The 21,363-nt window shown below is 71.9% G+C and carries 18 protein-coding genes; 5 read left to right on the top strand and 13 right to left on the bottom strand.

What is annotated here, in order from left to right:
• Positions 1 to 622: 622 nt before the first annotated feature.
• The 5 genes from rlmN to Q7F20_RS11760 all read right to left on the bottom strand — a co-directional run bounded on the left by rlmN (position 623) and on the right by Q7F20_RS11760 (position 5,353).
• The gene (rlmN, locus tag Q7F20_RS11780; RefSeq protein ID WP_305740277.1) at positions 623 to 1,855 is read right to left on the bottom strand and encodes a 23S rRNA (adenine(2503)-C(2))-methyltransferase RlmN; all 1,233 of its coding nucleotides are present in this window, start codon (positions 1,853 to 1,855) and stop codon (positions 623 to 625) included.
• 110 nt (positions 1,856 to 1,965) lie between these two features.
• Positions 1,966 to 2,928, bottom strand: a complete 963-nt coding sequence (locus Q7F20_RS11775; protein WP_305740276.1) for a C40 family peptidase — start codon at positions 2,926 to 2,928, stop codon at positions 1,966 to 1,968.
• Positions 2,929 to 3,259: 331 nt separating this feature from the next.
• Positions 3,260 to 4,153, bottom strand: coding sequence for an alpha/beta fold hydrolase (locus tag Q7F20_RS11770; RefSeq protein ID WP_305740275.1), 894 nt, complete (start codon positions 4,151 to 4,153; stop codon positions 3,260 to 3,262).
• A 58-nt stretch (positions 4,154 to 4,211) separates the two neighbouring features.
• Complete coding sequence (locus tag Q7F20_RS11765; protein WP_305740274.1) at positions 4,212 to 5,189, bottom strand: helix-turn-helix transcriptional regulator; 978 nt, start codon at positions 5,187 to 5,189, stop codon at positions 4,212 to 4,214.
• Positions 5,186 to 5,353, bottom strand: a complete 168-nt coding sequence (locus Q7F20_RS11760) for a hypothetical protein (RefSeq protein ID WP_305740273.1) — start codon at positions 5,351 to 5,353, stop codon at positions 5,186 to 5,188. The genes Q7F20_RS11765 and Q7F20_RS11760 overlap by 4 nt, the downstream gene beginning before the upstream one ends.
• Before the next feature lie 289 nt (positions 5,354 to 5,642).
• Here Q7F20_RS11760 and Q7F20_RS11755 point away from each other — a divergent pair, with 289 nt between their 5' ends.
• Positions 5,643 to 5,993, top strand: a complete 351-nt coding sequence (locus Q7F20_RS11755) for a GntR family transcriptional regulator (RefSeq protein WP_305740272.1) — start codon at positions 5,643 to 5,645, stop codon at positions 5,991 to 5,993.
• The gene (locus tag Q7F20_RS11750) at positions 5,990 to 6,943 is read left to right on the top strand and encodes a DUF1648 domain-containing protein (protein ID WP_305740271.1); all 954 of its coding nucleotides are present in this window, start codon (positions 5,990 to 5,992) and stop codon (positions 6,941 to 6,943) included. The genes Q7F20_RS11755 and Q7F20_RS11750 overlap by 4 nt, the downstream gene beginning before the upstream one ends.
• A gap of 58 nt (positions 6,944 to 7,001) precedes the next feature.
• On the opposite strand, the gene Q7F20_RS11745 is transcribed toward Q7F20_RS11750, so the two are convergent.
• From Q7F20_RS11745 to Q7F20_RS11720, 6 genes are read right to left on the bottom strand one after another with little or no spacing between them, the layout of a single operon-like run.
• Positions 7,002 to 7,919 carry a phosphogluconate dehydrogenase C-terminal domain-containing protein gene (locus Q7F20_RS11745; protein WP_305740270.1) on the bottom strand — a complete coding sequence of 306 codons (918 nt, stop codon included), beginning with the start codon at positions 7,917 to 7,919 and terminating at the stop codon, positions 7,002 to 7,004.
• Complete coding sequence (locus Q7F20_RS11740; RefSeq protein ID WP_305740269.1) at positions 7,916 to 8,749, bottom strand: sugar phosphate isomerase/epimerase; 834 nt, start codon at positions 8,747 to 8,749, stop codon at positions 7,916 to 7,918. The genes Q7F20_RS11745 and Q7F20_RS11740 overlap by 4 nt, the downstream gene beginning before the upstream one ends.
• Positions 8,746 to 9,546, bottom strand: coding sequence for a triose-phosphate isomerase family protein (locus Q7F20_RS11735; RefSeq protein ID WP_305740268.1), 801 nt, complete (start codon positions 9,544 to 9,546; stop codon positions 8,746 to 8,748). The genes Q7F20_RS11740 and Q7F20_RS11735 overlap by 4 nt, the downstream gene beginning before the upstream one ends.
• Complete coding sequence (locus Q7F20_RS11730) at positions 9,546 to 10,031, bottom strand: ribose-5-phosphate isomerase (protein ID WP_305740267.1); 486 nt, start codon at positions 10,029 to 10,031, stop codon at positions 9,546 to 9,548. The genes Q7F20_RS11735 and Q7F20_RS11730 overlap by 1 nt, the downstream gene beginning before the upstream one ends.
• Positions 10,032 to 10,060: 29 nt before the next feature.
• A complete protein-coding gene (locus tag Q7F20_RS11725; RefSeq protein WP_305740266.1) occupies positions 10,061 to 11,782 on the bottom strand; it encodes a dihydroxyacetone kinase family protein in 1,722 nt (573 codons plus the stop codon).
• A complete protein-coding gene (locus Q7F20_RS11720; protein WP_305740265.1) occupies positions 11,779 to 13,206 on the bottom strand; it encodes an MFS transporter in 1,428 nt (475 codons plus the stop codon). The genes Q7F20_RS11725 and Q7F20_RS11720 overlap by 4 nt, the downstream gene beginning before the upstream one ends.
• Before the next feature lie 187 nt (positions 13,207 to 13,393).
• Here Q7F20_RS11720 and Q7F20_RS11715 point away from each other — a divergent pair, with 187 nt between their 5' ends.
• Positions 13,394 to 14,134, top strand: coding sequence for a FadR/GntR family transcriptional regulator (locus Q7F20_RS11715; protein WP_305740264.1), 741 nt, complete (start codon positions 13,394 to 13,396; stop codon positions 14,132 to 14,134).
• Positions 14,135 to 14,276: 142 nt separating this feature from the next.
• Here Q7F20_RS11715 and Q7F20_RS11710 read toward each other — a convergent pair whose 3' ends face one another.
• On the bottom strand, positions 14,277 to 18,212 hold the full coding sequence (locus tag Q7F20_RS11710; RefSeq protein ID WP_305740263.1) for an SGNH hydrolase domain-containing protein: 3,936 nt from the start codon (positions 18,210 to 18,212) through the stop codon (positions 14,277 to 14,279).
• 340 nt (positions 18,213 to 18,552) lie between these two features.
• Between Q7F20_RS11710 and Q7F20_RS11705 the strand changes: the two genes are divergently transcribed.
• On the top strand, positions 18,553 to 19,218 hold the full coding sequence (locus Q7F20_RS11705) for a bifunctional 2-polyprenyl-6-hydroxyphenol methylase/3-demethylubiquinol 3-O-methyltransferase UbiG (RefSeq protein ID WP_305740262.1): 666 nt from the start codon (positions 18,553 to 18,555) through the stop codon (positions 19,216 to 19,218).
• A complete protein-coding gene (locus Q7F20_RS11700) occupies positions 19,215 to 19,700 on the top strand; it encodes a tetratricopeptide repeat protein (RefSeq protein ID WP_305740261.1) in 486 nt (161 codons plus the stop codon). Before Q7F20_RS11705 ends, Q7F20_RS11700 begins: the two co-directional genes overlap by 4 nt.
• A gap of 94 nt (positions 19,701 to 19,794) precedes the next feature.
• Here Q7F20_RS11700 and Q7F20_RS11695 read toward each other — a convergent pair whose 3' ends face one another.
• The gene (locus Q7F20_RS11695; RefSeq protein ID WP_305740260.1) at positions 19,795 to 21,183 is read right to left on the bottom strand and encodes a GAF domain-containing serine/threonine-protein kinase; all 1,389 of its coding nucleotides are present in this window, start codon (positions 21,181 to 21,183) and stop codon (positions 19,795 to 19,797) included.
• Positions 21,184 to 21,363: the final 180 nt, after the last annotated feature.

Below are 21,363 nucleotides of genomic sequence, written 5' to 3'. Positions count from 1 at the left end.
TGTTAAGCACGCCGCCAGCGTTCGTCCTGAGCCAGGATCAAACTCTCCGTAAAAAAATTACAACCAACACCCGAAAGTGCCAGCGAGTTGAAACTGACAAAAAGAACTGTCTACTGACAATTCTGTCCATCCAAAAGGAATTGTCTCCGTACCTCCACAAGTGAAGGCAACGGGGTCAATAAATTGGCATTGACAATGTGCACGCTGTTGAGTTCTCAAGGACCAGACGCACTCCCCACTCCGACCGCAGTGCAGCGGACATCGTCTGAGAGGCTGGTTGGTTGCCCGGGCGAGACTCGGAGGCGACCGTTCCGGCCGTTCCGTTCTCCGCCTCAGCGGCAACGAGTGATTACTTTACGCAGAGGTGGACGGCAGCACCAACCCGGCTCACATCCCGGGCGTGTCGGCTCGGCGAGGCCCGGGAACACGGGCATCGTGCGAGGTTCCGACCGGTGTGCGACCCGGAGGGCGCCCCACCGTGCGCGGAACCTCGCACGATGGGCGCGACCGCCGGCGGACCACGCGGGGTGCGGGCGGGGGAGGACCCGCACCGGGAACGACGGAAGGCACGGTGCGAACCCGCACCGTGCCTCCCGAACGAACCGAACCCCGGACCCCGGACCTACTCGGCCGCAGCCAACTGCCCGCACGCCCCGTCGATCTCCTTGCCGCGGGTGTCGCGGAGGGTCGTCGGGATGCCGGCGGCGTTGAGTCGGCGGACGAACTCGTCCTGCACGTGGACCTCCGACGAGGTCCACACCGAGCCCGGCGTCGGGTTGAGCGGGATGGGGTTCACGTGCACCCAGCCCTTGCCGCGCTTGTTCAGCTTCTCGGCGAGCAGGTCGGCACGCCACGCGTGGTCGTTCATGTCCTTGATGAGCGCGTACTCGATCGAGACGCGTCGGCCGGTCTTGACGAAGTAGTTGTGGGCGGCGTCGATCGCCTCGTCGGCCTTCCACCGCGAGTTCACCGGGATGAGCTCGTCGCGGAGTTCGTCGTCGGGCGCGTGCAGGGACAGCGCGAACGTGACGGGGATGTCCTCGTCGGCGAGCTTGTTGATCGCGGGGACGAGGCCCACCGTGGACACCGTGATGCCGCGGGCGCTCATGCCGAGACCGTTCGGTTGCGGCGCGACCATGATCCGGACGGCGTCCATCACGCGCTTGTAGTTCGCGAGCGGCTCCCCCATGCCCATGAACACGATGTTCGTCACGCGCTCGGCGTCGACGCGGTCCTTCCCGCCCTTGCGGGGATCACCGCCGAGCTCCCCCGCGGCGATGGCGGCGTTCGCGCGGACGATCTGCTCGATGATCTCGGCCGTGGACATGTTCCGGGTGAGACCGGCCTGCCCGGTCGCGCAGAACGGGCAGTTCATGCCGCAGCCGGCCTGGGACGAGACGCAGAGCGTGATGCGCCCCGGGTACCGCATGAGCACCGACTCGACCAGGGCACCGTCGTGGAGCTTCCAGAGGAACTTGATCGTGTCGCCCTTGTCCGTCGCGAGACGACGGGTCTCGGTGAGGAGGGGCGGGAGCATGCCCGCCACGAGTTCCTCGCGTTGGGCGGCCGGCAGGTCGGTCATCTGCGCCGGGTCGGAGGTGTAGTGGGTGAAGTAGTGGGTCGCGAGCTGCTTGGCGCGGAACTTCGGCAGCCCCAGCTCGACGACCTTCGCTTCACGCTCGGCGACGGTCATGTCGGCGAGGTGCACGGGCGGCTTGCCCCGCTTCGGGGACGCGAACTGCAGCAGCGGCCGGCCGTCGGACCCGGTGGCCTGCGTCCAGCCCTCGGTGCGCGGACGCACCTGCGGTCGAGCAGAGCGCTGCTCTTCGAAGGGGGTGCGGGTGTCGGAGGCCATCACGCCAGTTTACGGGAGGCGCGGCTCGCCTGCAGGACGCACGCTGCGGTCCTCGAGCAGATCAGCTCACGGGCAGCGAGCACGTCAGCTCGCGGGTGGCGGCGAGCGCGTCAGCTCCCGGCGGGCAGCAACCGCGCGAAGTGGTGGGCGGCCGCGTACATCGGCACGATGTCGACGACCTCGCCGGGGTGCGGCGCCTGGAGCACGAGTCCGTCGCCGAGGAAGATGCCGACGTGGTCCTCGTTGTCGTACACGACGAGGTCGCCCGGCTTCGCCTCGGACTCCGGGATGGTCGTCGCGGCGGCGTCCTGCGTCGGCACGTAGTGCACGAGCGGGATCCCGACGGCGGCGTACGCCACCATCGTCAGACCCGAGCAGTCGATACCGGAGTGCGAGGCGCCGCCCTCCACGTACGGGTCCCCCATGTACTGCAGGGCAGTCGCGAGGATGGTCGCCCGGTCGCCGCCCGCGGAGAGCGCTGCCGAGATCGCCGACTCGGCCTGCTCGGTGGTGACGCCGAAGCGGGTCACGACGGTCGGGTACGACACGACGGTCGTCGTCGTGGTGACACCGTCCATCGCGGTGACGGGGACCTCGACGTCGTGGGCGACGGTGTAGGTCTGCAGCTCGTCGGCCGCGACACCGGCGAGCGCGGGCTGCGAGGTGGTCGTCCCGGTGTGCGCCGCGGTGGACGGGGTCGCGGCGTTCGCCGGGACGGCCAGGGTCAGGCTCGAGGTCAGGGCGAGTGCGGGCGCGAGCAGGACCGCTGCGCGCTTGGCGTTGACGGCGCGACGGACGTGCCGTGGGTCGAGCGCGCGCTCCGCTCGGAGCGACGCGGTCCGGGTCAGCACGGCGGATCCGGCGGCGACCACCGGCACGGGTACGGGGCGCATCGCGACGACGCGGCGCTGCTTCGTCGGTTCCACGAACGTGGCGCGGGCGGCGGCGGGACCGAGTGCCGATCGGCGCCCTCGGGGACGACGGACGGCGGCGTCCGGGCCGGGACGAGTGGGTGCGGGCAGCGCCTCGGCGTGCTGGCTGTCGGCTGCTGCGGGCAGTGCGTGTCGTCCCATGGTTCCTTCCGTCGCGACCTCGGGAGAGGCGGCCCGGGTCGTCCGCTGGGGCCGACCCGGAAAGTAACGTATTGGTCACGACGGAGGCCGTTGCTGGGCGGTTCCGGCGTGTTCCTGCGGGTCGTCACAGGGATCCGCTCCCCGTCCGGGCTGCTCGGACGTGGAACCGAGCTGCCCGACCGGCCGTCAGACGGCCTGGGGCCGCATGACGGCGGCGATCCGCGCCTCCCGGTCCGTCGGCGATGCGGTCCACCTGAGCCGACGTCGCGGACGCTCGTGTCCGGCGGCTGTCCCCCGAGCTGTCCCCCGACAGCGGATGCCGATGGGGTGGTCAGCGCCGGAGGTGCCTGCGCACGCGCTCCTGCACGGTCCGGGCGTCGTGGTGGTCCCACACGGCGAAGTGCGTCCCTCCGGGCAGCCGCAGGAGCTCGGCTCCCGGGACCTCGCGCAGTGCCCGCTCGCTGTGCTCCGGCATGACGTCCGTGTCCGCGTCCCCGTGCACGAGCAGGGTGGGGGCGCGGACGGCCCCGAGGTCGAGCGAGGTGATCGCGCCGAGGTTCGCCACGTCGTTCCGCCAGCCGTCTCGGTGTGCTCCGGAGCTGTTCCCGGTGGCGGCGAGGTCGAGCACGAACCGTCGTCGCCAGTGGTCTGCCATGACGTCCCGGACGTGGGCGTCGAGCGCGTCGCCGCGGAGCGTGCTCACCCCGGCGACGGCAGACCGGACGACGGTCCGCGGAGCGATCCGGGCGGCGAGCGCCGAGACCGCTGCTCCGGCGCGGGTCTGCGTGACGAACCACTCGGCCGGGGTCGTCCGCGGTGGCGTCCACCGCGCCGACAGACCGGCCGCGACGACGAGCGACGAGACCCGGTCGGGGTACCGGACGGCGAGCCGGTAGGCGCTCGGCCCGCCACCCGACCACGCGAACACCCCGGTGCGGTCGATCCCGAGCCGGTCGAGCAGTGCGACGGCGCGGTCGGCGTCGTCGTCGAGACTGCTGCGTCCGTGCCGGACCGGCGTGCCGAGGTACCCGGGCCGCGAGACCGTGACGACGCGGAACCCGTCCGAGGGCAGGAAGCGCGCCATGACGTCGGCCGTGTCGACCCCGCCGGGCGTGCCGTGCAGCACGAGGACGGGGTGTCCGTCGCCGCGCACCCGGACGACGTCGCGACGCAGGACGCGGGCGTGCGGGCCGGACGTCGGTCCGGTGCGGGTGTCGGGGTGCATGCCGTCGACGCTAGCCGTGCTCCCCCATGGACGCGCTCCGGATCGTCCACGGATCGACTCAGCGCGCCACGGTGCGGCCGCGGAGGCGGAGGGTCTCCGCCGGGTACTCCCCGAACTCCTCGTGGTACGCCCCGGAGAACCTGCCCATGTGCCGGAACCCGCACGACAGCGCGACCGCCGCGACCGACGACACGTCGGGGTCCGCGAGTTGCAGACCGAGCCGGGCCTTCTCGAGCCGGATCTCACGGAGGAACGCCATGGGGGTGACGCCCTCGTGTTTCTGGAAGGCCTCTTGGAGGGTCCGGACGCTGACGTCGGCGGCCTCGGCGATCTCCGGCACGGTGAGCACCCGGTCGAACCTGGCGTGCATGAAGGTCTTCGCCCGCTGGAGCGTGTTGGCGTGCGGTCCGGCGACGTGGCCGTCGGGCATCGGTTCGAACGCGGCGAGCACGGCCTCGGCCAGCATGAGGTCGAGGGCGTCGCGCGCCTCGCCCACGGTCGACCGGTCGAAGAGCGCCGGCGCGACCGACCGGACGACGGTCTGGAGCTGCCCGAGTCGGTCGGGCTCGACGCTGATCGGCAGGTTGAGCGGTCGCGGTGCGGCGTCGCTGTCCATCGTCGCGACCGCCTCGAGGAAGTCCGCGCTGAAGTGCACGAAGTGGTGCGTCCCCGCGGCGCCCTCGATCGCGAACTCGCGACCGCTCGGGTACGCGATCGGCACCGCCGGGTGCATCGTGACGGCGTCCGGCCGGTCGGGGTCGATCACGCTGCCGCCCTCGACGGTCCAGCTCAGCACGTACTGGCGCTCCGGCTGCAGGACGCCCGTGAAGCGCGAGGTCGTCGAGGCCGTCCGGAGGCTGACCCGGCCGTCCGTCATCACGCGGTAGCGCAGCCGGAACCCGTCGCGGTCGGGGAAGTGGACGGCGCGGGCGTTGTGCACGTCGCTGACGAGCGCTGCTGCTTCCTCGGGGTCCGTGACGGTCCGGACGACCTCCTGGACCGACCGTCGTCCGTCGCTCGCCCTCGCCGACGTCACCTGCGGCTCCGTCCACCGGTGGCGCGCGACCAGCTCAGGTCGTCGAGGGTGGGGCGGGCCTCGGTCTCGGCGACCTCCCACCCGCGGCGGGCGGCCTTGCGGAGGTGCCGGTAGGTGGTGATGTGCGCCGGCTGTACGGCGCGGTCAGACTCGTACTTCGTCATGTTGGGCTCCCTGAAACCTCATCACGGCGTAGCGCGGCATGTGCGTTCAGCCGTTTCGCGCACTCACTGGACACGAGATGGACTTGTTGCTAGCCCGCGACGGTACGCGCGGATCGGATGCCGGGGACGGACGGGGGACCCAGGAAGGCCGCTATCCGCGTCATCCGGATGTCCCTCGGACAGGGGTCGCCCGCGGTGACCAGCCGTCGGACCGGAGGCGCGGGTCGGCGTCGGCCCGCTCCTCCCGACCGATGCTGACTACGTTGGATTGTTCGCATACAATGCGAACATGTTGATCACGGTGGACCCGTCGGCGCGCGCATCGCTCGCCGATCAGGTCACGACGCAGGTGCGTGTCGCGATCGCACGCGGCGACCTCGCCGCAGGCGACCGCCTGCCGTCCGCTCGCGACCTCGCGGCCGCGATCGACGTCAACATGCACACGGTGCTCCGCGCGTACGCGCGGTTGCAGGAGGACGGACTCATCGAGCTCCGCCGCGGGCGCGGGGCGACGGTGCTCCGCTCCGGGAACGCGACGTTCGACCGGCTGCGCGACCTCGTCGGGGAACTCCGCGACCAGGCCGACGCCCTGGGGGTGCCGCTCGACGAACTGATCACGATGCTCAAGGGGGCACGATGACGACGGGACGGACGACGATCGGCACGCGACTGGCGGTGGTGACGCCGAGTGCGGTGGCACTGGTGACGCTGGCGGTGACCGGTGCGGTGCTGGCACCCCGGCTGCCGGCGCGGATCGGGACGCACTTCGGCGCGGACGGCAGTGCCGACGGATTCGGGTCCCCGTGGCCGTTCTTCTGGATCGCGCTGGCGGTCGCCGCGGCGTCGACCGTCGCGACCGTCCTGGCCCTCGGCCGCCGCGACCGCCGCACCGGCGCGCTGCTCGTGCTCGTCGCCGCGCTGCTCGGACCGGTGCTCGCTGCCGCGTGGATCGAGACGGCCGTCACGGCGCTCACCGGCAGCGCACGGTTCGAGCAGTGGTGGACGCTGGTGTTCCTCGCCCTCGGCGCCGTCAGTGCGGCGATCTCGGTCCCACCGCTCTGGCGGTCCGCTGCTCCCGTGCCCGTCCGCGACCCCCCGACGCTGGACGTCGCGCCGGACGCACGGGTGGCATGGCGGTCGCGCGTCGGCAGCGCGTGGTTCCTCGTGTCGGGCATCGGGGCGATCGTGCTCGGCGTCGTCGTCGCGGTGCTGACCGCATCGGCCAGCGTCCCGGCGGCGGTGTTCGCCGGTGCGGTCATGCTCGTCGCGGGGCTCGCCTCGCTCGTGCTCGCCCGCGTCGAGGTGACGGTGGACCGACGCGGGCTGCGGGTGACGTCCACGGGTACGCGCATCCCGATCATGCGGGTGCCGCTGGAACGCATCGACTCGTGCGGGTGGGAGCAGGTCTCCCCCGGGCAGTGGGGCGGGTGGGGCTACCGCATCTCCGGACGCGGCATCGCCTACGTGACGCGCACGGGGCCGGGGATCGTCGTGCGGTTGCGCGGGGGCGGCGCCCGGGTCGTGACGGTCGCCGACGCTGAGCGGGGTGCTGCGGCACTCAGGACGATGATCGGGCGAGCCGGAGCCTGAGGGAACGGGGAACGCCCCGCCGGAAGGGGGTCGGCGGGGCGTTCCGGTCCGGTGTGGATCAGCGCTTGACGGCATCGATCTTGAGCATCTTCGCGATGACGCTGTCGAGCTCGCTGTCGTCGAAGACCTGCTTCCAGTCCTCCTTGATGAGCTTCTCGCGCCCGTAGCCCATCGCGATGTGGCAGGCGTCCGAGAACGGGTTCGAGCCGCGCAGCCCGTTCGTCAGCGCGATCCAGGTGTGGCCGTAGAGCATGGCGCGGGCGGCCTCACGGGGCACACCGACACCGGTGACCGTCTCCTCGAGGGCGTCGTTGAGGAAGTCGCCGATCATGCAGGCAATGGTCTCGACGAGCGTCGGCTCGAGGACGGCGAGCTGCTTCACGGTGACCCAGTGCACCTGGATGACGGGGGCGTACATCGTCGTGATGACGCCTTCGGCGACGGCCTTCGCGCTGTCGTCGGCGTCACCGAGCGACTCCGAGGCGTCGAACGCGGCGATGACCTCCTGCGGTGCCGCGATGCCGCCGAAGGTGTCGTCCCACTCCTCCTTCGTGGTGCGCTCGAGGAAGACCGAGGGGTGGCAGGGGTGTGCGACGGCGTAGTGGATGTCCTCCCGCGAGAACAGCAGGCCGGCGTAGGCGGCGGCCGGGTCGAGGGTCAGGATCGTGGCGCCGGGCTTCATGACGGGGACGAGCTGCTCGGAGATGCTGCCGAGCAGGACGTCCGGCACGGCGAGCACGACGACGTCGGCGGCCTTCGCCGCGTCCACGCTGTCGGTGAGCGACCGGCCGAGCGCCTGGATGCGCTCCTGGCCCGCGGGCGACGCCTCGCTGTACAGCGTCGTGTACTCGCTCTTCGCGAAGTTGTTCGAGACGCGGGTGCCCATCTTGCCGCCGGCACCGATCACGGCGACGGTGACGTCGGCCGTGCCGGATCCGGCCGCGACGGTGTGGGTGGTGGTGGCGGTGTCGGTCATGATTCCTTGCTCCTGATGTACTCGATGGTGTGCTCGGTCCACGCCGCCTCGACGCGGGTGGTGGTCTGTGCGGGGTCGCCCGTGTTCACGACCGACGCGTCCTGCCAGGGCAGCCAGAACTCGATCACGCGGTTGATCCCCCGTGCGTGCGGGTCGATCGCGGCACGGACGGCGTCGTAGTCGAGGACACCGGTACCGGTCGGGACGCCGGTGTACTGGAACCCGACCCAGCCCGGTGAGCGGGTGAACCCGGAGTCCTTGACGTGCCAGTTGCGCGTGTACGGGGCCGCTGCCGCGACGACCTCCGTGGGGTGCTCGAGCCGGGCGACGGTGTTCGCCGGATCGAGGCAGATGCCGAGCTGCGGGCTCGCGATCGTCTCGACGACGGCGACGAGGTCTGCGGTGGCGACCACCTCGTACGTCTCCAGTGCGAGGGTCACCCCGGCTGCCTCGTACGCCGGGAGCGCCTGACGCAGTCGGCGTTCGGCCTCCGTCGGATCGGGCTGGTCGTCGCCGCTCGTCCACATGCTCCGGACGAGCGCCGCGCCGAGCTGCTGCGCGACGTGCAGGTACCGGGCGAGGTGGTCCGGGTGCGTGCCGCGGGTGCCGACCTCGAGCGTCAGCCCGAGCTCGTCGGCCAGTGCCCGGACCGCGGCCAGTCGTTCGTCCGAGGCGGTGTCGAGCGGCAGGTGGTCGCAGATCTGGAAGAGGTCGACACCCTCGTGGGACGCCGCGTCCCGCATCGCGTCGTCGAGCGACATCGGTTCCGGCACGCGGTCGGACATGCGCCAGAAGTAGGCGTAGGTGGAGAGGCCGAGCAGGGAGGTCATGCGGTCGTTCCCGTCTGCTGCAGGGCTTCGGCTTCGTCGAGGATCGTGCGGATCGCCTCGGGGTCGTGCGCGAAGCGACCGAGGAACAGTCCGCCGATGCGCCCGGCGCCGCGGGTGAGCAGGCCCGGTCCGGCGCTGCCGCCGTAGATCGCGACGGACCCGGCGAGCTCCGGCCGGGAGGCGAGGTGCTCCTCGATCCCGGCGAGGACCTCGACGATGTGCTCGTCGGGCGCGGGCGCCGGGGCACCGATCGCCCACACGGGTTCGTAGGCCGCGACGACCGGTCCGGCGAGGCCGTCCGCGGTCGCGGTCGCCAGGAACCGGTCGAGCTGCGCGGTCACGTCCGCCACCGCGTCCGCACTGGAGGCGCGGTGCACCTCGCCGACGCAGATCAGCGGACGCAGGTGGTTGCGGAAGGCGGCGTGCACCTTCCCCGCGATCTCCTCGTCCGTCTCGTGGAACAGGGAGCGCCGCTCCGCGTGGGCGATCTCGACGAGGTCGACGCCGATCTCGCGCAGCTCCGCACCGGACACCTCCCCCGTGAAGGCGCCACTGTCCGCCCAGGCCAGGTCCTGCGCGCCGAGCGTCACGGGGGCGTCCCCGATCACGTCCCGCGCGGGTGCGAGCGCGGGGAACGTCGGGATCACGACGAGCTCGACGACGCCGGACCGCACCGCGGGGTGCGTCCGGGCGATCTCGGCCACGGCAGCCGTCCACTCGAGCGTCCGGGCGTGGGAGAAGTACATCTTCAGCGACACCCCGATCGTGAGCGGGGCGGCTGCCGCGGGGACGGGCATCAGGCGTCGGTCCCGACCGGAGCGGAGCCGTCGTAGGAGCAGATCGCGGCGACCTTCTCGGCGGACGCGCTGGACGGGTCGAAGGTGTAGCCGAGCCACTCCTTCGCCATCCGTCGAGCGACCTCGACGCCGACGACCCGCTGGCCCATGCAGAGGACCTGGGCGTCGTTCGACAGGATCGAGCGCTCGACGCTGAACGAGTCGTGCGCGGTGACGGCCCGGATGCCCGGCACCTTGTTCGCGGCGATCGCCACGCCGAGGCCGGTCCCGCAGATCAGGATGGCCCGGTCCGCTTCGCCGTTCGCGACGAGTCGGGCAGCGTCGACCGCGACGTGCGGGTACGCGGTGTGCCCGTCCGCGTCGACACCCACGTCGGTGACACTGACCACACGGGGGTCCTTCGCCAGGTCGGCCTTGATGACCTCCTTGTAGTCGAAGCCGGCGTCGTCGGAGCCGACGACGATGCGGAACTGCTGCTCGCTCATGCGGGTGTGCCTCTCTGGGTGTACGTGGGTCAGGCGGGGACGGCGATCGTGGACAGGACCGCCGCGGTGATGAGCGCGAACGAGATCGCGCCGGCGTCCGGGGTGCCGACCGCGTCCTCGCCGTGGGTGCGGGCGCGCCCCATCCGCGGCAGGAGGCCGGCGGTGGCGTCCGCCGCTGCGGTCGCGGCCGCGGACGCGGAGGACCAGGCGGTGACGAGGTCGTCGCCGGCGGTGACGCGGGCGGCGAGCACCTCGTCGAACGGGACGAGCGCGTCGACCATGGTCTTGTCACCCGGGACGGCCCCGAAGGCGAGGACGGCCTCGGCAGCCGCGTGGACGGCCTCCGCGACGGTGGCGGCCGACGGGCGCGCGGTGTCCCCGACGACGCGACCCAGTGCCTCCAGGGCCGCGCCCCAGATCGCACCGGACGTGCCACCGGCCTTGTCGGACCAGGCGTCGCCGGCGATCGCGAGGACGCTGCCCGCACCTGCGCCGCGGGCTGCTGCATCCTGGGCGGCCGCGTCGGCGGCGGTCGATCCGCGCTGCATGCCGATGCCGTGGTCGCCGTCGCCGGCCACCGCGTCGATGCGGCCGAGTTCGTCCGCGTGGTCGTCGATCGTCGTCCGGACGGCGGCGATGGCTGCCGCGATGCGGCCGGCGGCGATCCGGGACTCGTCCGTGCCGACGGTCACGGGGACGACCGCGCCGGCTTCGAGGACGTCGACGGGGACGGGCTCCTGCGGCACGGCGCCGCCCTTGCGGTAGGCGGGGCTGTCAGCCGGGGCGGCCCAGAGCCGCTCGAGCTCGTCGTCCAGCCAGAACAGGGTCAGCGAGACGCCGGCCATGTCGAAGCTCGTGACGAGCTCGCCGACCTCCGGCTCGACGATCTCGACGCCCGCCTCGACGAGTCGGCGCTGCACGGCGCCGAAGACGACGAAGAGCTCCTCGTACTTGACGCTGCCGAGGCCGTTCAGGATCGGGACCGCTCTCTGGCCGTCGGCCGTGACGCCGTCCGGCAGCTCGGTGAGCAGCTTGTCGACGAGCAGGTCGGCGAGACCCGACGCCGTGGGGACGTCGGACTCGTCGATGCCGCGTTCGCCGTGGATGCCCATGCCGATCGCCATGCGGCCCTCGGGGACGGTGAAGAGCGGCTCCTCGGCGCCCGGGAGCGAGCAGCCGGAGAACGCGACACCGAAGGACCGCGTGCGGTCGTTGGCGCGCTCGGCGATCGCCGTGACGGTGTCGAGGTCGTCGCCCCGCTCGGCGGCGGCACCGGCGACCTTGAAGACGCAGAGGTCGCCGGCGATCCCGCGGCGCTCGTGGGCCCGGGTGCTCGGGGCACTCGCGACGTCGTCGGTCACACGGACCGTGCGGACGTCGATCCCCGCCTCGGCGAGCGCTCGTGCGGCTGCGTCGAAGTTGAGGACGTCGCCGGCGTAGTTGCCGTAGGAGAGCAGCACTCCCCCGCCGTGGTGCGACGCCTTCGCGACCGCCGTGACCTGCTGCGCGCTCGGGCTGGCGAACAGGTTCCCCATCGCCGCGCCGGCCGCGAGGCCGTGGCCGACGAGTCCACCGAAGGCCGGGTAGTGCCCGGAGCCGCCCCCGACGACGAGCGCGACGGTCCCCTCGGGGCTGGTCGTCGAGCGGGCGACCCCGCCGTGCACCCTGCGCACCCGGGACCGGTTCGCGGCGACGAAGCCGTCCACCATCTCGTCCGCGAAGTCCGCCGGGTCGTTGAACAGCCGGGTCATGCGCGGGACTCCTGGGTCGTGGCCGTCGACGGCGCCGCTGCGTCGGTTCCCCGCGGTTCGTCGGTTCCCCGCGGTTCGTCGGTTCCCCGCGGTTCGATCCGCTTCGCGTTCCGGCCGAGGACGAACATGAGGACGCTCGACAGCACCATGAAGAACCCGACGATGAACATCGGCACCTGGTAGCCACCGGTCCACTCGCTGACGGCACCGGTGATGTACGGCGCGGCGAACCCGCCGAGGTTGCCGATGGTGTTGATGAGCGCGACGCCGGCGGCCGCTGCGGCGCCGGTGAGGAACTGCGTCGGGACGGTCCAGAAGTTCGGCAGGGCGGCGAAGATCGAGCACGCGGTGATCGCGATGACGGCGACCGTGGCGGCCGGGCTGTTCATGTAGAGGGCCACCGGGATGCTCAGGCCACCGACGAGGGCGGGGACCGCGATGTGCCACACCCGCACGCCTCGGCGGAAGGCGTCACGCGACCAGAAGTAGAGGACGACGGCCGCGGGGACGTACGGGATCGCCGTGATGAGGCCCTTCTGGAACAGGTCGAACGTGGTGCCGAACTGCTCCTGGAAGCCGTCGATGATCGTCGGCAGGAAGAAGCTCAGGGCGTACAGGCCGTAGATGAAGCCGAAGTAGACGGCCGCCAGCATCCAGACACGGCCGGAGCCGAACGCTGCGCGGAGCCCGCCCTTGCCGTGCGAGGCGCCCTCCTTCTGGCGGTTCTCCGTGGCGAGGGCGCCCTCGAGCCACAGCTTCTCGTCCTCGTCGAGCCACTTCGCCTGCGACGGCTTGTCCTTCAGCACGAAGAGGCACAGGATGCCGACGACGATCGCCGGGATCGACACGCAGAGGAACATGAAGCGCCATCCCGCGAGGCCGCCGAGCAGCCCCTCGTGGGTCATCAGCCAGCCGGCGAGCGGCGAACCGATGACGCTGGTGAGCGGCTGCGCCAGGTAGAAGAGCGCGAGCATCTTGCCGCGGTGCCGCGCCGGGACCCAGGTGGACAGGAACAGGATCGCGCCGGGGAAGAAGCCGGCCTCGGCGATGCCGAGCAGGAAGCGCAGGCCGACGAGCTGCGGGTAGTTCTGCACCCAGGTGAAGAGCAGCGAGACGATGCCCCAGGTGATCATGATCCGGGCGAGCCAGACGCGGGCGCCGAACTTGTGCAGTGCCAGGTTCGACGGCACCTCGAGCACGAGGTAGCCGATGAAGAACACGCCCGAGGCGAACCCGAACTGGGCGGCGGTCAGGCCGAGGTCGGCCTCCATGCCGTTCGGGGCCGCGAACGAGATCGCGGTGCGGTCGAGGAAGTTGATGAAGAACATCAGCGCCACGAAGGGCACGATGCGGATCGCGATCTTGCGGATGGCCGTCTTCTCGACGACCGAGGTGGGGATGCCTCGTGTGGCGGGGATGTCCACGATGACTCCTGCTCGGGTGGGGTGGTGCTCCGCTCGGCTGCTGCGCCGCGGACGGAGGTGGCGCATCGGTGCGCAGGGACCAGTGTGCGCGGTCGATGGCAACTTGTCAACCGGTTGACCATTCGACGCGGTGTGACTGCGGCCACCGTTCCACCGCAACCGGTTGACCGACCGGTACGCTCACTGCATGCCCGCGTTCAGCCCGGACGACCCGCTCAACATCCGCCTCGAGCTCGAATCGGTGCCGGCCGGCTCCCCTGCCTCCGAGGTCGCCCGACAGCTCGTGTCCCTGCTGACCGCCGGCGACCTGGCGCCCGGGTCGCGCCTGCCCTCGGAACGGGTGCTGGCCGAACGGCTCGGGGTCGGGCGGTCCGCGGTGCGCGAGGCACTCGCCGCCCTCGAGATCCTCGGCATCGTGCAGATCCGCCCGGGTTCCGGCACCTACCTGCAGGGCGGGACCTCGGACCTGCTGCCGACGACGCTGTCGTGGGGGCTCATGCTCGCGTCGAACCGGACCCGGGAGCTGCTCGAGGTCCGCTCCTCGCTGGAACGCACGGCGGCGATCCTCGCGGCCCAGCGTGCGACGCCGGCGCAGCTCGACGAGCTCCAGACCTACATCGACCGGCAGCACCGGGCGCTGGACGACCCGGACGCGTTCATCGACGCCGACGTCCGGTTCCACGTGCTGCTCGCCCGTTCCGCCGGGAACGACGTGCTCGCCGACCTGCTGCAGAGCCTCCGCTCGATGCTCAGCGTGTGGGTCGGCCGTCGGGTCCGCACGCGCCAGGCCACCGAGGCCGCGTACGAGGAGCACCGTGCGATCCTCGAGGCGCTCCGGGCCGGGGACGTGCTCGCGGTGCAGCGCGCGATGGACGACCACATGGCGACGGCGAGCGCCCGCATCGAGCACGCCGGCCCCGCCGACTGACCGGCGCCCGGCCGCGGCGGGCCGCCCGCCGACTTCACGCGGCTAGCGACACCTCACGTGCCCACGGCCGCGTGAGGTGTCGCTGAGCGCGAAATCCCGCCGACACCGGCCCGGCACTGCCGCGCCGCGCCGCGCCACCCGCCTACGAGCGGAGCAGCGGCGCCACCAGCGGCTCGAGCCACCTCGAGTACGCCGTCGACATGTGCGTCTGGTCGCGGTACACGAGCTTGTCCTGCACCACCACCGGGCACCCGTCGTCCGTGCAGAACCAGTCCCGCGGCTCGACGGTGGGGACGCCGGCGGCCCGCACGGTGTCCGCGACGTCCTCGTGCCGCCCGGACACGGCGTAGGCGCGCTGCTCCGCCTGGTTGCACTCCTCCACGGTGTCGAGGTGCTCGGCGACGCACGACACCGCGTCGCCCTCCGGCACCGGTGTGTCGAGCATGTACACGGTGCGGAGGCCGCCGGCCTGGACCATCGCGGCGGTCTCGGCGGTGCCGTCGGCCCACGTGGTGTTCGACACCTGCTTGCCGGGGACGTTGTCGGACTGCGCCATCACCACGAGGTCGGGGTCGAGGGCCTGGATGCGCCGCATCGACGCGTCCCGCCACTCCGGGCACTCGGTGTACGTGCGCTTGAGCGAGGAGTTGAACAGCTCGACGTCCTGGGCCACCGGGCACGCGGCCTTCGTCCACGCGACGACCCGCCAGCCCTCGGTCTTGCCGGCGGCGTCGAACGCGGGCAGCCACTGCTGGGCGTGCGAGTCCCCCCAGAGCACCACGGTCCGGGAGCCGTCCGGGTCGCCGTACACGCACGCCTTCTGCTCGATCTGCAGGTAGCCGGCGTGGCAGCCGTTGTCCGTGGAGTCCGGCTGGTCGTCCGCGGCGGCCGTCAGGCTCGGTGTCAGGTTGGCCGGGACGTCCGAGGTGGTCAGCGCCGACTGGATCGTGGCCTGGATCTCCTTCGAGTCGCCCTCGTCGAGCGCGGCCGCCTGCACCGTCCCGCCGTTGCCGACGAGCGCCGGCACCGAGAACACCACGACCACCGCGGTCACGGTCGTCACGGTCGCCGCGCCGGCTCCGATCGCGGCCCAGCGGATCCGCTTCCACCGCGCCCGCGCCGACGGCGACTCGATCAGGTGGTAGGTGATCGTCGCGACCCACAGCGCGACGGCCGTCACCTCGAGCTTCTCGAGCCACCCGACGTCACGGTTCACCATAACGGGGACGAGCACGACCATCGGCCAGTGCCAGAGGTACCAGCCGTAGGACACCTTGCCGATCGCCTGGAACGGCTTCAGCTGCAGGACCGTCTCGACCGAGCCTCGGCGGTACACCCCGCCGCCGGCGATCACGGCGCAGGCCCCGAGCACGGGCAGGAGCGCCGCCGTGCCGGGGAAGGGCGTCTCGTCGGAGTACAGGAACGCACTCGCAAGGACCGCACCGATGCCGAGCCAGGTCAGTGCGACCTGCAGTGCGCCGGGGAGCTTCGCGAGCCACCGGGCACCGAGCGCGAGGAACGCCCCGGCCGCGAGTTCCCAGGCGCGGGTCTGCATCGAGAAGTACGCCAGCGGTGAGTCGTGCGCGGTGATCGTCACGGACGCCCACATCGACGCACCGAACACGAGCGTCACGACGGCGGCCATCGCCAGGCGTCGGTGCCGCTTCCACAGCACGATCGCCAGCGTCAGGACGAGCGGCCACAGCAGGTAGAACTGCTCCTCGACCCCGAGCGACCAGAAGTGCTCGAGCGGCGAGGCCGGTCCGTCCGCGGCCTGGTAGTCGACGCCCTGCGCGGCGAGCCGGTAGTTCAGCGCGAAGAACGTCGCCGCGACCCCGTCCCACGCCACGCTCGACGCGCGCAGGATCGAGTCAAACACCCGTGTGGCGACGACGGTCACGGCGATCACGAGGAGCGCCGTGGGCAGCAGGCGACGGATGCGGCCGGCGTAGAACGAACCGAAGTCGATCCGCCCCGTCCGCTCGACCTCGCGGAGCAGCTGCCCGGTGATGAGGAAGCCGGAGATCGCGAAGAACACGTCCACCCCGACGTACCCGCCGGTGAGCACGGGCGCGCCCGTGTGGTAGATCACCACCAGGAGCACCGCGACCGCACGGAGTCCCTGGATGTCCGGCCGGAACCGACGCGGTCCGGCAGCCTGCGGCCGCTCGGCCTGCACCGGTTCCTCGACGGGGGCTGCGGTCGCCGCCAGCACGACCGGGTCGAGGCGCTCACCGAACGCGGGCCCGGAGGCGCGGCTCGGCTCCGGCACGACGCCGACCGGTGACGACGGGGTCACCACCGGCGAGAGTGGCGGCGCCGGCAACGAGGGGGCGTCCACGTCCGCCGCCGGGACGGAGGCGAGTGCCGGGGTGGGAGCCGCACCGCCGGCGGAGGCGACGGGTGCGCGGGAGGTGCGTCGCGCCTCCCGGCGGTCGGCACGTGCCTGCCTGCGGAGCGCGCGCCGTGGCGAGGACGGGACCGACAGGAAGAGCATCGGCACCTGCACGTACGCGTGGATCGCGGCGAGGATCCACATCGCCCAGAGCACGTCGAAGCCGAACCGGACGGTCGCCCACGCGAGACCCGCCCACGTCACGAGGAGCGACGTCGTGACGGTGATCCGCATCACCCGGGCGATCTGCGTGCCGAGCGGCGTCGTGATCTTCTTCGCCGCGCCGGTCGGCACCCACTCACGGGTCTTGCCGAAGAGGACGTGCACGATCGCGACCGCGTGGGCGAACGAGTACAGGGACTGGATGCGCAGCACGTCGATGCGCCACCGGGACCGGTACATGATCGGGACGACCACGAGCCACATGAGCATCGCGCCGAGGAGCCAGACCGAGTTCTGCGGCATGATCCACTGCGGCAGGCCGAACAGCATCACGAGTCCGGGCAGCGGGGACAGGAACACGTTGACCGCGGTGGAGATGTAGTAGAGGAACCCGGACCAGAAGCACATGCGCTGCCGGAGGGTGATGTGCGGGTTCTCGTGGAAGGTGGTGTCGGCGAGGAGCGACATGGACCCGGTGCACCAGCGGTACTGCTGGTTGAGGAACGAGGCGAGGTCGTCCGGGCACATGCCCTTCGACACGAGGATCGGGACGTACCGCACGAGGAAGCCAACGCGCATGAGGTTCACGCCGGTGTGCACGTCCTCGGAGTGGCCGATCTGGGCGAAGCCGCCCGCGCGTTCGAGCGCTGCCCGCCGGTAGATCGCGCAGGTCCCGACGCAGATCGCCGCGTTCGAGCGGTCCCGAGCAGGCTGGATCCAGCGGTAGAACAACTCCTGCGTGGCACCGGCGGTCCGCTGCAGCCAGTGCATCCCCTTGCGGGCGTCGAAGAACTGCGGCGACTGCACGATGCCGAGGCTCTGGTCGTCGAAGTAGGGCACGAGCTCGTGGAGGTAGTCGGCGCGCGGCACGAAGTCGGCGTCGAACACGGCGATGAGGTCGCCGTCGCTCTGTTCGTACCCGTGCCGGAGGTTGCCGGCCTTCTTGAGGTGCCCGCGGTCCGGACGCACCTCGTACCGGTAGCCGTACCGGCGGGCGAGTTCGGCGACCTCGGGGCGGTCGGCGTCGTCGAGGACGTACACCGTCAGGGTCGTCGGCCAGCGGAGTCGGGACACCCACGAGTAGGTGTTCGCGAGGATCGCGAGGGGCTCCCCCGCGGTGGGGAGGAACACGTCCACCGTCGGGTACCGCTCCGGGGCCCAGCTCGTGACGCGTTCGACGTGGTCACGCTTGTGGAAGCGCTTCCGCCGTGCGCTCGTGGTGAGCGAGACGCACAGCGTCAGGCAGTACAGCGTCGTCGGGATGAGGAACAGCAACAGCCCCGGGGCCGAGGTGGAGAAGCGCCAGATGCTCGACGCGATGAGCGCGAAGGCGGCGGCCTGGGCGAACAGCATCCAGCGGTGCTGCGGCCCCATGTACCAGTACTTCTCGCGGTCCGTCGTCGGCGCGGGGAGGTACTGCGACTCCCCTGTGCCGTCCTCGGGCGACCGGGACTCCTGATCCGTGCTGTTCGTGGTCGCGGGCCGGTTGCGCGCGTCGACCATCGTTTCCGTAGACGTCATCTCGGGCCTTCCCCTGGTTCAGGCGTGACGAACGGCGATGCAGGCGGTGCGGTGGTGCAGAGACGGTGCTGCGGTGCGGGTACGGTGCTGCGTGATCGTTCGATGGTGACGGATGCTCGGGCCCTTCGTGTGACGCTCAGGTGAACCGGACCTGGCAGTCTGCCCCTCGGACGGGGGACACGGCGGGCCAGGAGTCAGGCGCTGTGGACGGACACCAGCAGACCGGTGCCGATCGGGACCTGTCCCCCGACCGCCCGCCCCAGCACGTCGCAGCCGGCCGGTGTTGCCGGTCCGGCAAGGTTCCTTGTCCGCGGTGCGCAGGGTGCGATGGAGTGACGGCATGCACACGCACCCGGAACGCTCCGACACCACCGCCCGCGCCTGGTGGGAGGCCCGCTACGCCGAACGCGCCGGGATCTGGTCGGGCCGCGTGAACGCGGTGCTCGCCGACGTCGCGTCGTCACTGCCGGTCGGCCGCGCGCTCGACCTGGGCTGCGGCGAGGGCGGTGACGTCGTCTGGCTCGCCCAGCAGGGGTGGGAAGCCACCGGCGTCGACCTGTCGGTGACGGCCGTCACCCGCGGGTCCCGCGCCGCCGTCGCCGCCGGGGTCGAGGAGCGGACGGCCTTCGTCGCGGCGGACCTCGGCTCGTGGGAGACCGCGGCGCGGTTCGACCTCGTCACGGCGTCGTTCCTGCAGTCGTGGCCGGTAGCGATCCCGCGCGGTGCGATCCTCGCGCGGGCGGCCGGGTTCGTGGCGTCCGGCGGGCACCTGCTCGTGACGGCGCACGCCGCACCGCCGCACGGTGACCTGCCCGAGGAGCTGCGGTCGTACCGGTTCCCGACGCCGGCGGAGGACCTCGCGGCGATGACACTCGACGCCGGGTGGGAAGTCGTCGCCGCCGAGCTGCGGCCCCGCACCGCGACGACGCCCGAGGGATCGCCGCACGAGGTGCTCGACAGCGTGGTGCTCGCCCGTCGAGCCCCCCGCAATACGCTGGTGGGATGAGCACCACGGACTGGGAAGCCCGCGTCGCCGCACTCTGGGCGGACGACACCATCGACGACCAGGAGCGCATCGACCGCATGCGGGTGCTCGCCGACGCCGCACCGCACCCGGCCCTCGGCGCGTTCGAGCTCGGCGGAGCGAACGACTCCGGCGGCCACGAGGCCGAGGCCGACGTCCACTACACGGCCGCGACCGCAGCCGGGCTCGACACCGTCGACCCGGTTCGGGCGGCACAGATGGTCGTCCAGCACGCGTCGACCCTCCGCAACCTCGGCAGGGTCGACGAGGCGATCGCGATGCTCCGGGACGCACCCGAGCACCCGGCCACGGGCGCGGCCCCGAAGGTGTTCCTCGCTCTCGCGCTGCACAGCGCGGGTCGGCACGACGAAGCACTCCGGGTCGCGATCGAGGCGGTGGAGCCGACGCTCCCCCGCTACCACCGGTCGGTCCGCGCCTACGCGGCTGCGCTCACCGAGCACTGATCGCGCGCACCTGACGGACGCCAGGCGCGGTGCGGGCCCGCACCGCGCCTCCCGTCCGTCCCCGGTGACCGTCCACCGCCTCGGCTCGCGTCCGTCAAGGGGCGAGCGGCAGCGCGTCGTTCGTCGTGCGGAGCGACTCCTGACGGATCTCGAGCTGCGTGACGGCGAGCGCCGCGAGGTCGTGGAGGTTCGCGAGGTCCGCCTCGGTCGCCTCGCGGGGCTTCGTGTCGAGCACCGCGAGCGTCCCGATCGGGGTGCCGTCGTGCTTCACCAGCGGGACGCTGACGTAGAACCGGATGCCGAGGGGGCCGGTCACGAGCGGACTGTGCTGCATCTCAGGGTGCGCCTGCCCGTCCGGGATGACCACCGGGACCGGCACCGGGGCGAACCCGCTGCGGAAGTTGATGTGGCGCGCCGCGTCGTCCACACCGGGGGCGATGTACGACTGCGACCAGGCACGGTCCTCGTCGAGCACCTCGACGAGGGCGATCGGCGCGTCGAACAGGCGCGCGGCCATCGCCGTCGTGCGCTGCAGGGCCTGGTCCGGCAGCGTGTCGAGCGTCGCCGGGCGGGCGCGTTCGCCATCCACGGGCGCTTCGGCCGCGGGGACCGTCTCGACGACGTGGTCGGCACCGGTGGTCTCCGCGATGACGACGTCGCGGAGCATGGTCACGAGGTCCGCGCCGCCCGGGCGCTCGGCCGGGTCCTGGGCGGTCATCACCCGGAGCAACGCTTTCCAGTGCTCGGGCAGCGGCTCGGGCAGGACGGGATCGCGCGACAACCGGGCCACGGCGGACTCGACGAGCGACCCCGGGAACTCGCGACGGCGGGTGAAGCACTGCAGGAGCACGAGACCGAGCGAGTAGACGTCGCTGGCCGGGCCGACGTCGCCACCCCGTGCCTGTTCGGGGCTGAGGTAGGCGGCGGTACCGGTGGTCACGCCGTCCGCCGTCAGCCGTTCGACTCCGGCGGCGAGCGCGATGCCGAAGTCGGTGAGCCGGGCACGCGCACGGTCGGAGTCGTTGCCGTAGTCGACGAGCAGGATGTTCGACGGCTTGATGTCGCGGTGCACGACGCCGTGGCTGTGGATGTAGTGCAGCGCCTCGGCCATGTCGTAGCCGATCTCGGCGATGTGCCGGGAGGCGAGGGGGCCGACGGCGAGCCGGTCCTCGAGGTCCTGCCCGGCGGCCAGCGCCATCACGAGGTAGCGCTGGTGCGTGCCGTCGCGACCCGTGACGACACCGGTGTCGAGCAGGCTCACGAGGTTGTGGTGCTCGAGCGAGGCCAGGACGCCGAGCTCGGCCTCCTGCCGGGCGACGTCGACGGTGCCCGCGTGGAACACCTTCACGGCGACGGGGCGGTGCAGGCTCTCGTCGACCCCGCGGTACACGACGGACATGCCGCCCTGCCCGATGGCGTGTTCGAGCCGGTAGCGCCCGTCGAGCAGCGGGGCCGTGGACGCGGCGTCGTCGGTCGGACTCATCTGACCCTCGTTCTCGGTTCCGGCAGGCAACGATGCATCTTCGCATCCCGGCGGCGCTCGTGTTCCCTCGGCGCGCTCGACGGGCCGTCGTCCTGCCGCCGCGGCGCGCTCAGTGGACCGTCCGCAGGTCGCGGGCGCGGGTCGCGGGCGCGGGCGCGGGTCGCGGGTTGCGCCCCGGTG

This window comes from Curtobacterium sp. A7_M15, from assembly GCF_030705415.1.
Classification (GTDB): Bacteria; Actinomycetota; Actinomycetes; order Actinomycetales; family Microbacteriaceae; genus Curtobacterium.
The sequence above is the reverse complement of the archived record's forward strand: the minus strand, read 5'-3'. Positions and strand labels throughout refer to the sequence as shown.

Coding starts and splice junctions, on each gene's coding strand:
- rlmN (WP_305740277.1), bottom strand. CDS start 1,855: ATGGCCTCCGACACCCGCACCCCCTTCGAAGAGCAGCGCTCTGCTCGA.
- Q7F20_RS11775 (WP_305740276.1), bottom strand. CDS start 2,928: ATGGGACGACACGCACTGCCCGCAGCAGCCGACAGCCAGCACGCCGAG.
- Q7F20_RS11770 (WP_305740275.1), bottom strand. CDS start 4,153: ATGCACCCCGACACCCGCACCGGACCGACGTCCGGCCCGCACGCCCGC.
- Q7F20_RS11760 (WP_305740273.1), bottom strand. CDS start 5,353: ATGACGAAGTACGAGTCTGACCGCGCCGTACAGCCGGCGCACATCACC.
- Q7F20_RS11755 (WP_305740272.1), top strand. CDS start 5,643: ATGTTGATCACGGTGGACCCGTCGGCGCGCGCATCGCTCGCCGATCAG.
- Q7F20_RS11750 (WP_305740271.1), top strand. CDS start 5,990: ATGACGACGGGACGGACGACGATCGGCACGCGACTGGCGGTGGTGACG.
- Q7F20_RS11745 (WP_305740270.1), bottom strand. CDS start 7,919: ATGACCGACACCGCCACCACCACCCACACCGTCGCGGCCGGATCCGGC.
- Q7F20_RS11740 (WP_305740269.1), bottom strand. CDS start 8,749: ATGACCTCCCTGCTCGGCCTCTCCACCTACGCCTACTTCTGGCGCATG.
- Q7F20_RS11735 (WP_305740268.1), bottom strand. CDS start 9,546: ATGCCCGTCCCCGCGGCAGCCGCCCCGCTCACGATCGGGGTGTCGCTG.
- Q7F20_RS11730 (WP_305740267.1), bottom strand. CDS start 10,031: ATGAGCGAGCAGCAGTTCCGCATCGTCGTCGGCTCCGACGACGCCGGC.
- Q7F20_RS11725 (WP_305740266.1), bottom strand. CDS start 11,782: ATGACCCGGCTGTTCAACGACCCGGCGGACTTCGCGGACGAGATGGTG.
- Q7F20_RS11715 (WP_305740264.1), top strand. CDS start 13,394: ATGCCCGCGTTCAGCCCGGACGACCCGCTCAACATCCGCCTCGAGCTC.
- Q7F20_RS11710 (WP_305740263.1), bottom strand. CDS start 18,212: ATGACGTCTACGGAAACGATGGTCGACGCGCGCAACCGGCCCGCGACC.
- Q7F20_RS11705 (WP_305740262.1), top strand. CDS start 18,553: ATGCACACGCACCCGGAACGCTCCGACACCACCGCCCGCGCCTGGTGG.
- Q7F20_RS11700 (WP_305740261.1), top strand. CDS start 19,215: ATGAGCACCACGGACTGGGAAGCCCGCGTCGCCGCACTCTGGGCGGAC.
- Q7F20_RS11695 (WP_305740260.1), bottom strand. CDS start 21,183: ATGAGTCCGACCGACGACGCCGCGTCCACGGCCCCGCTGCTCGACGGG.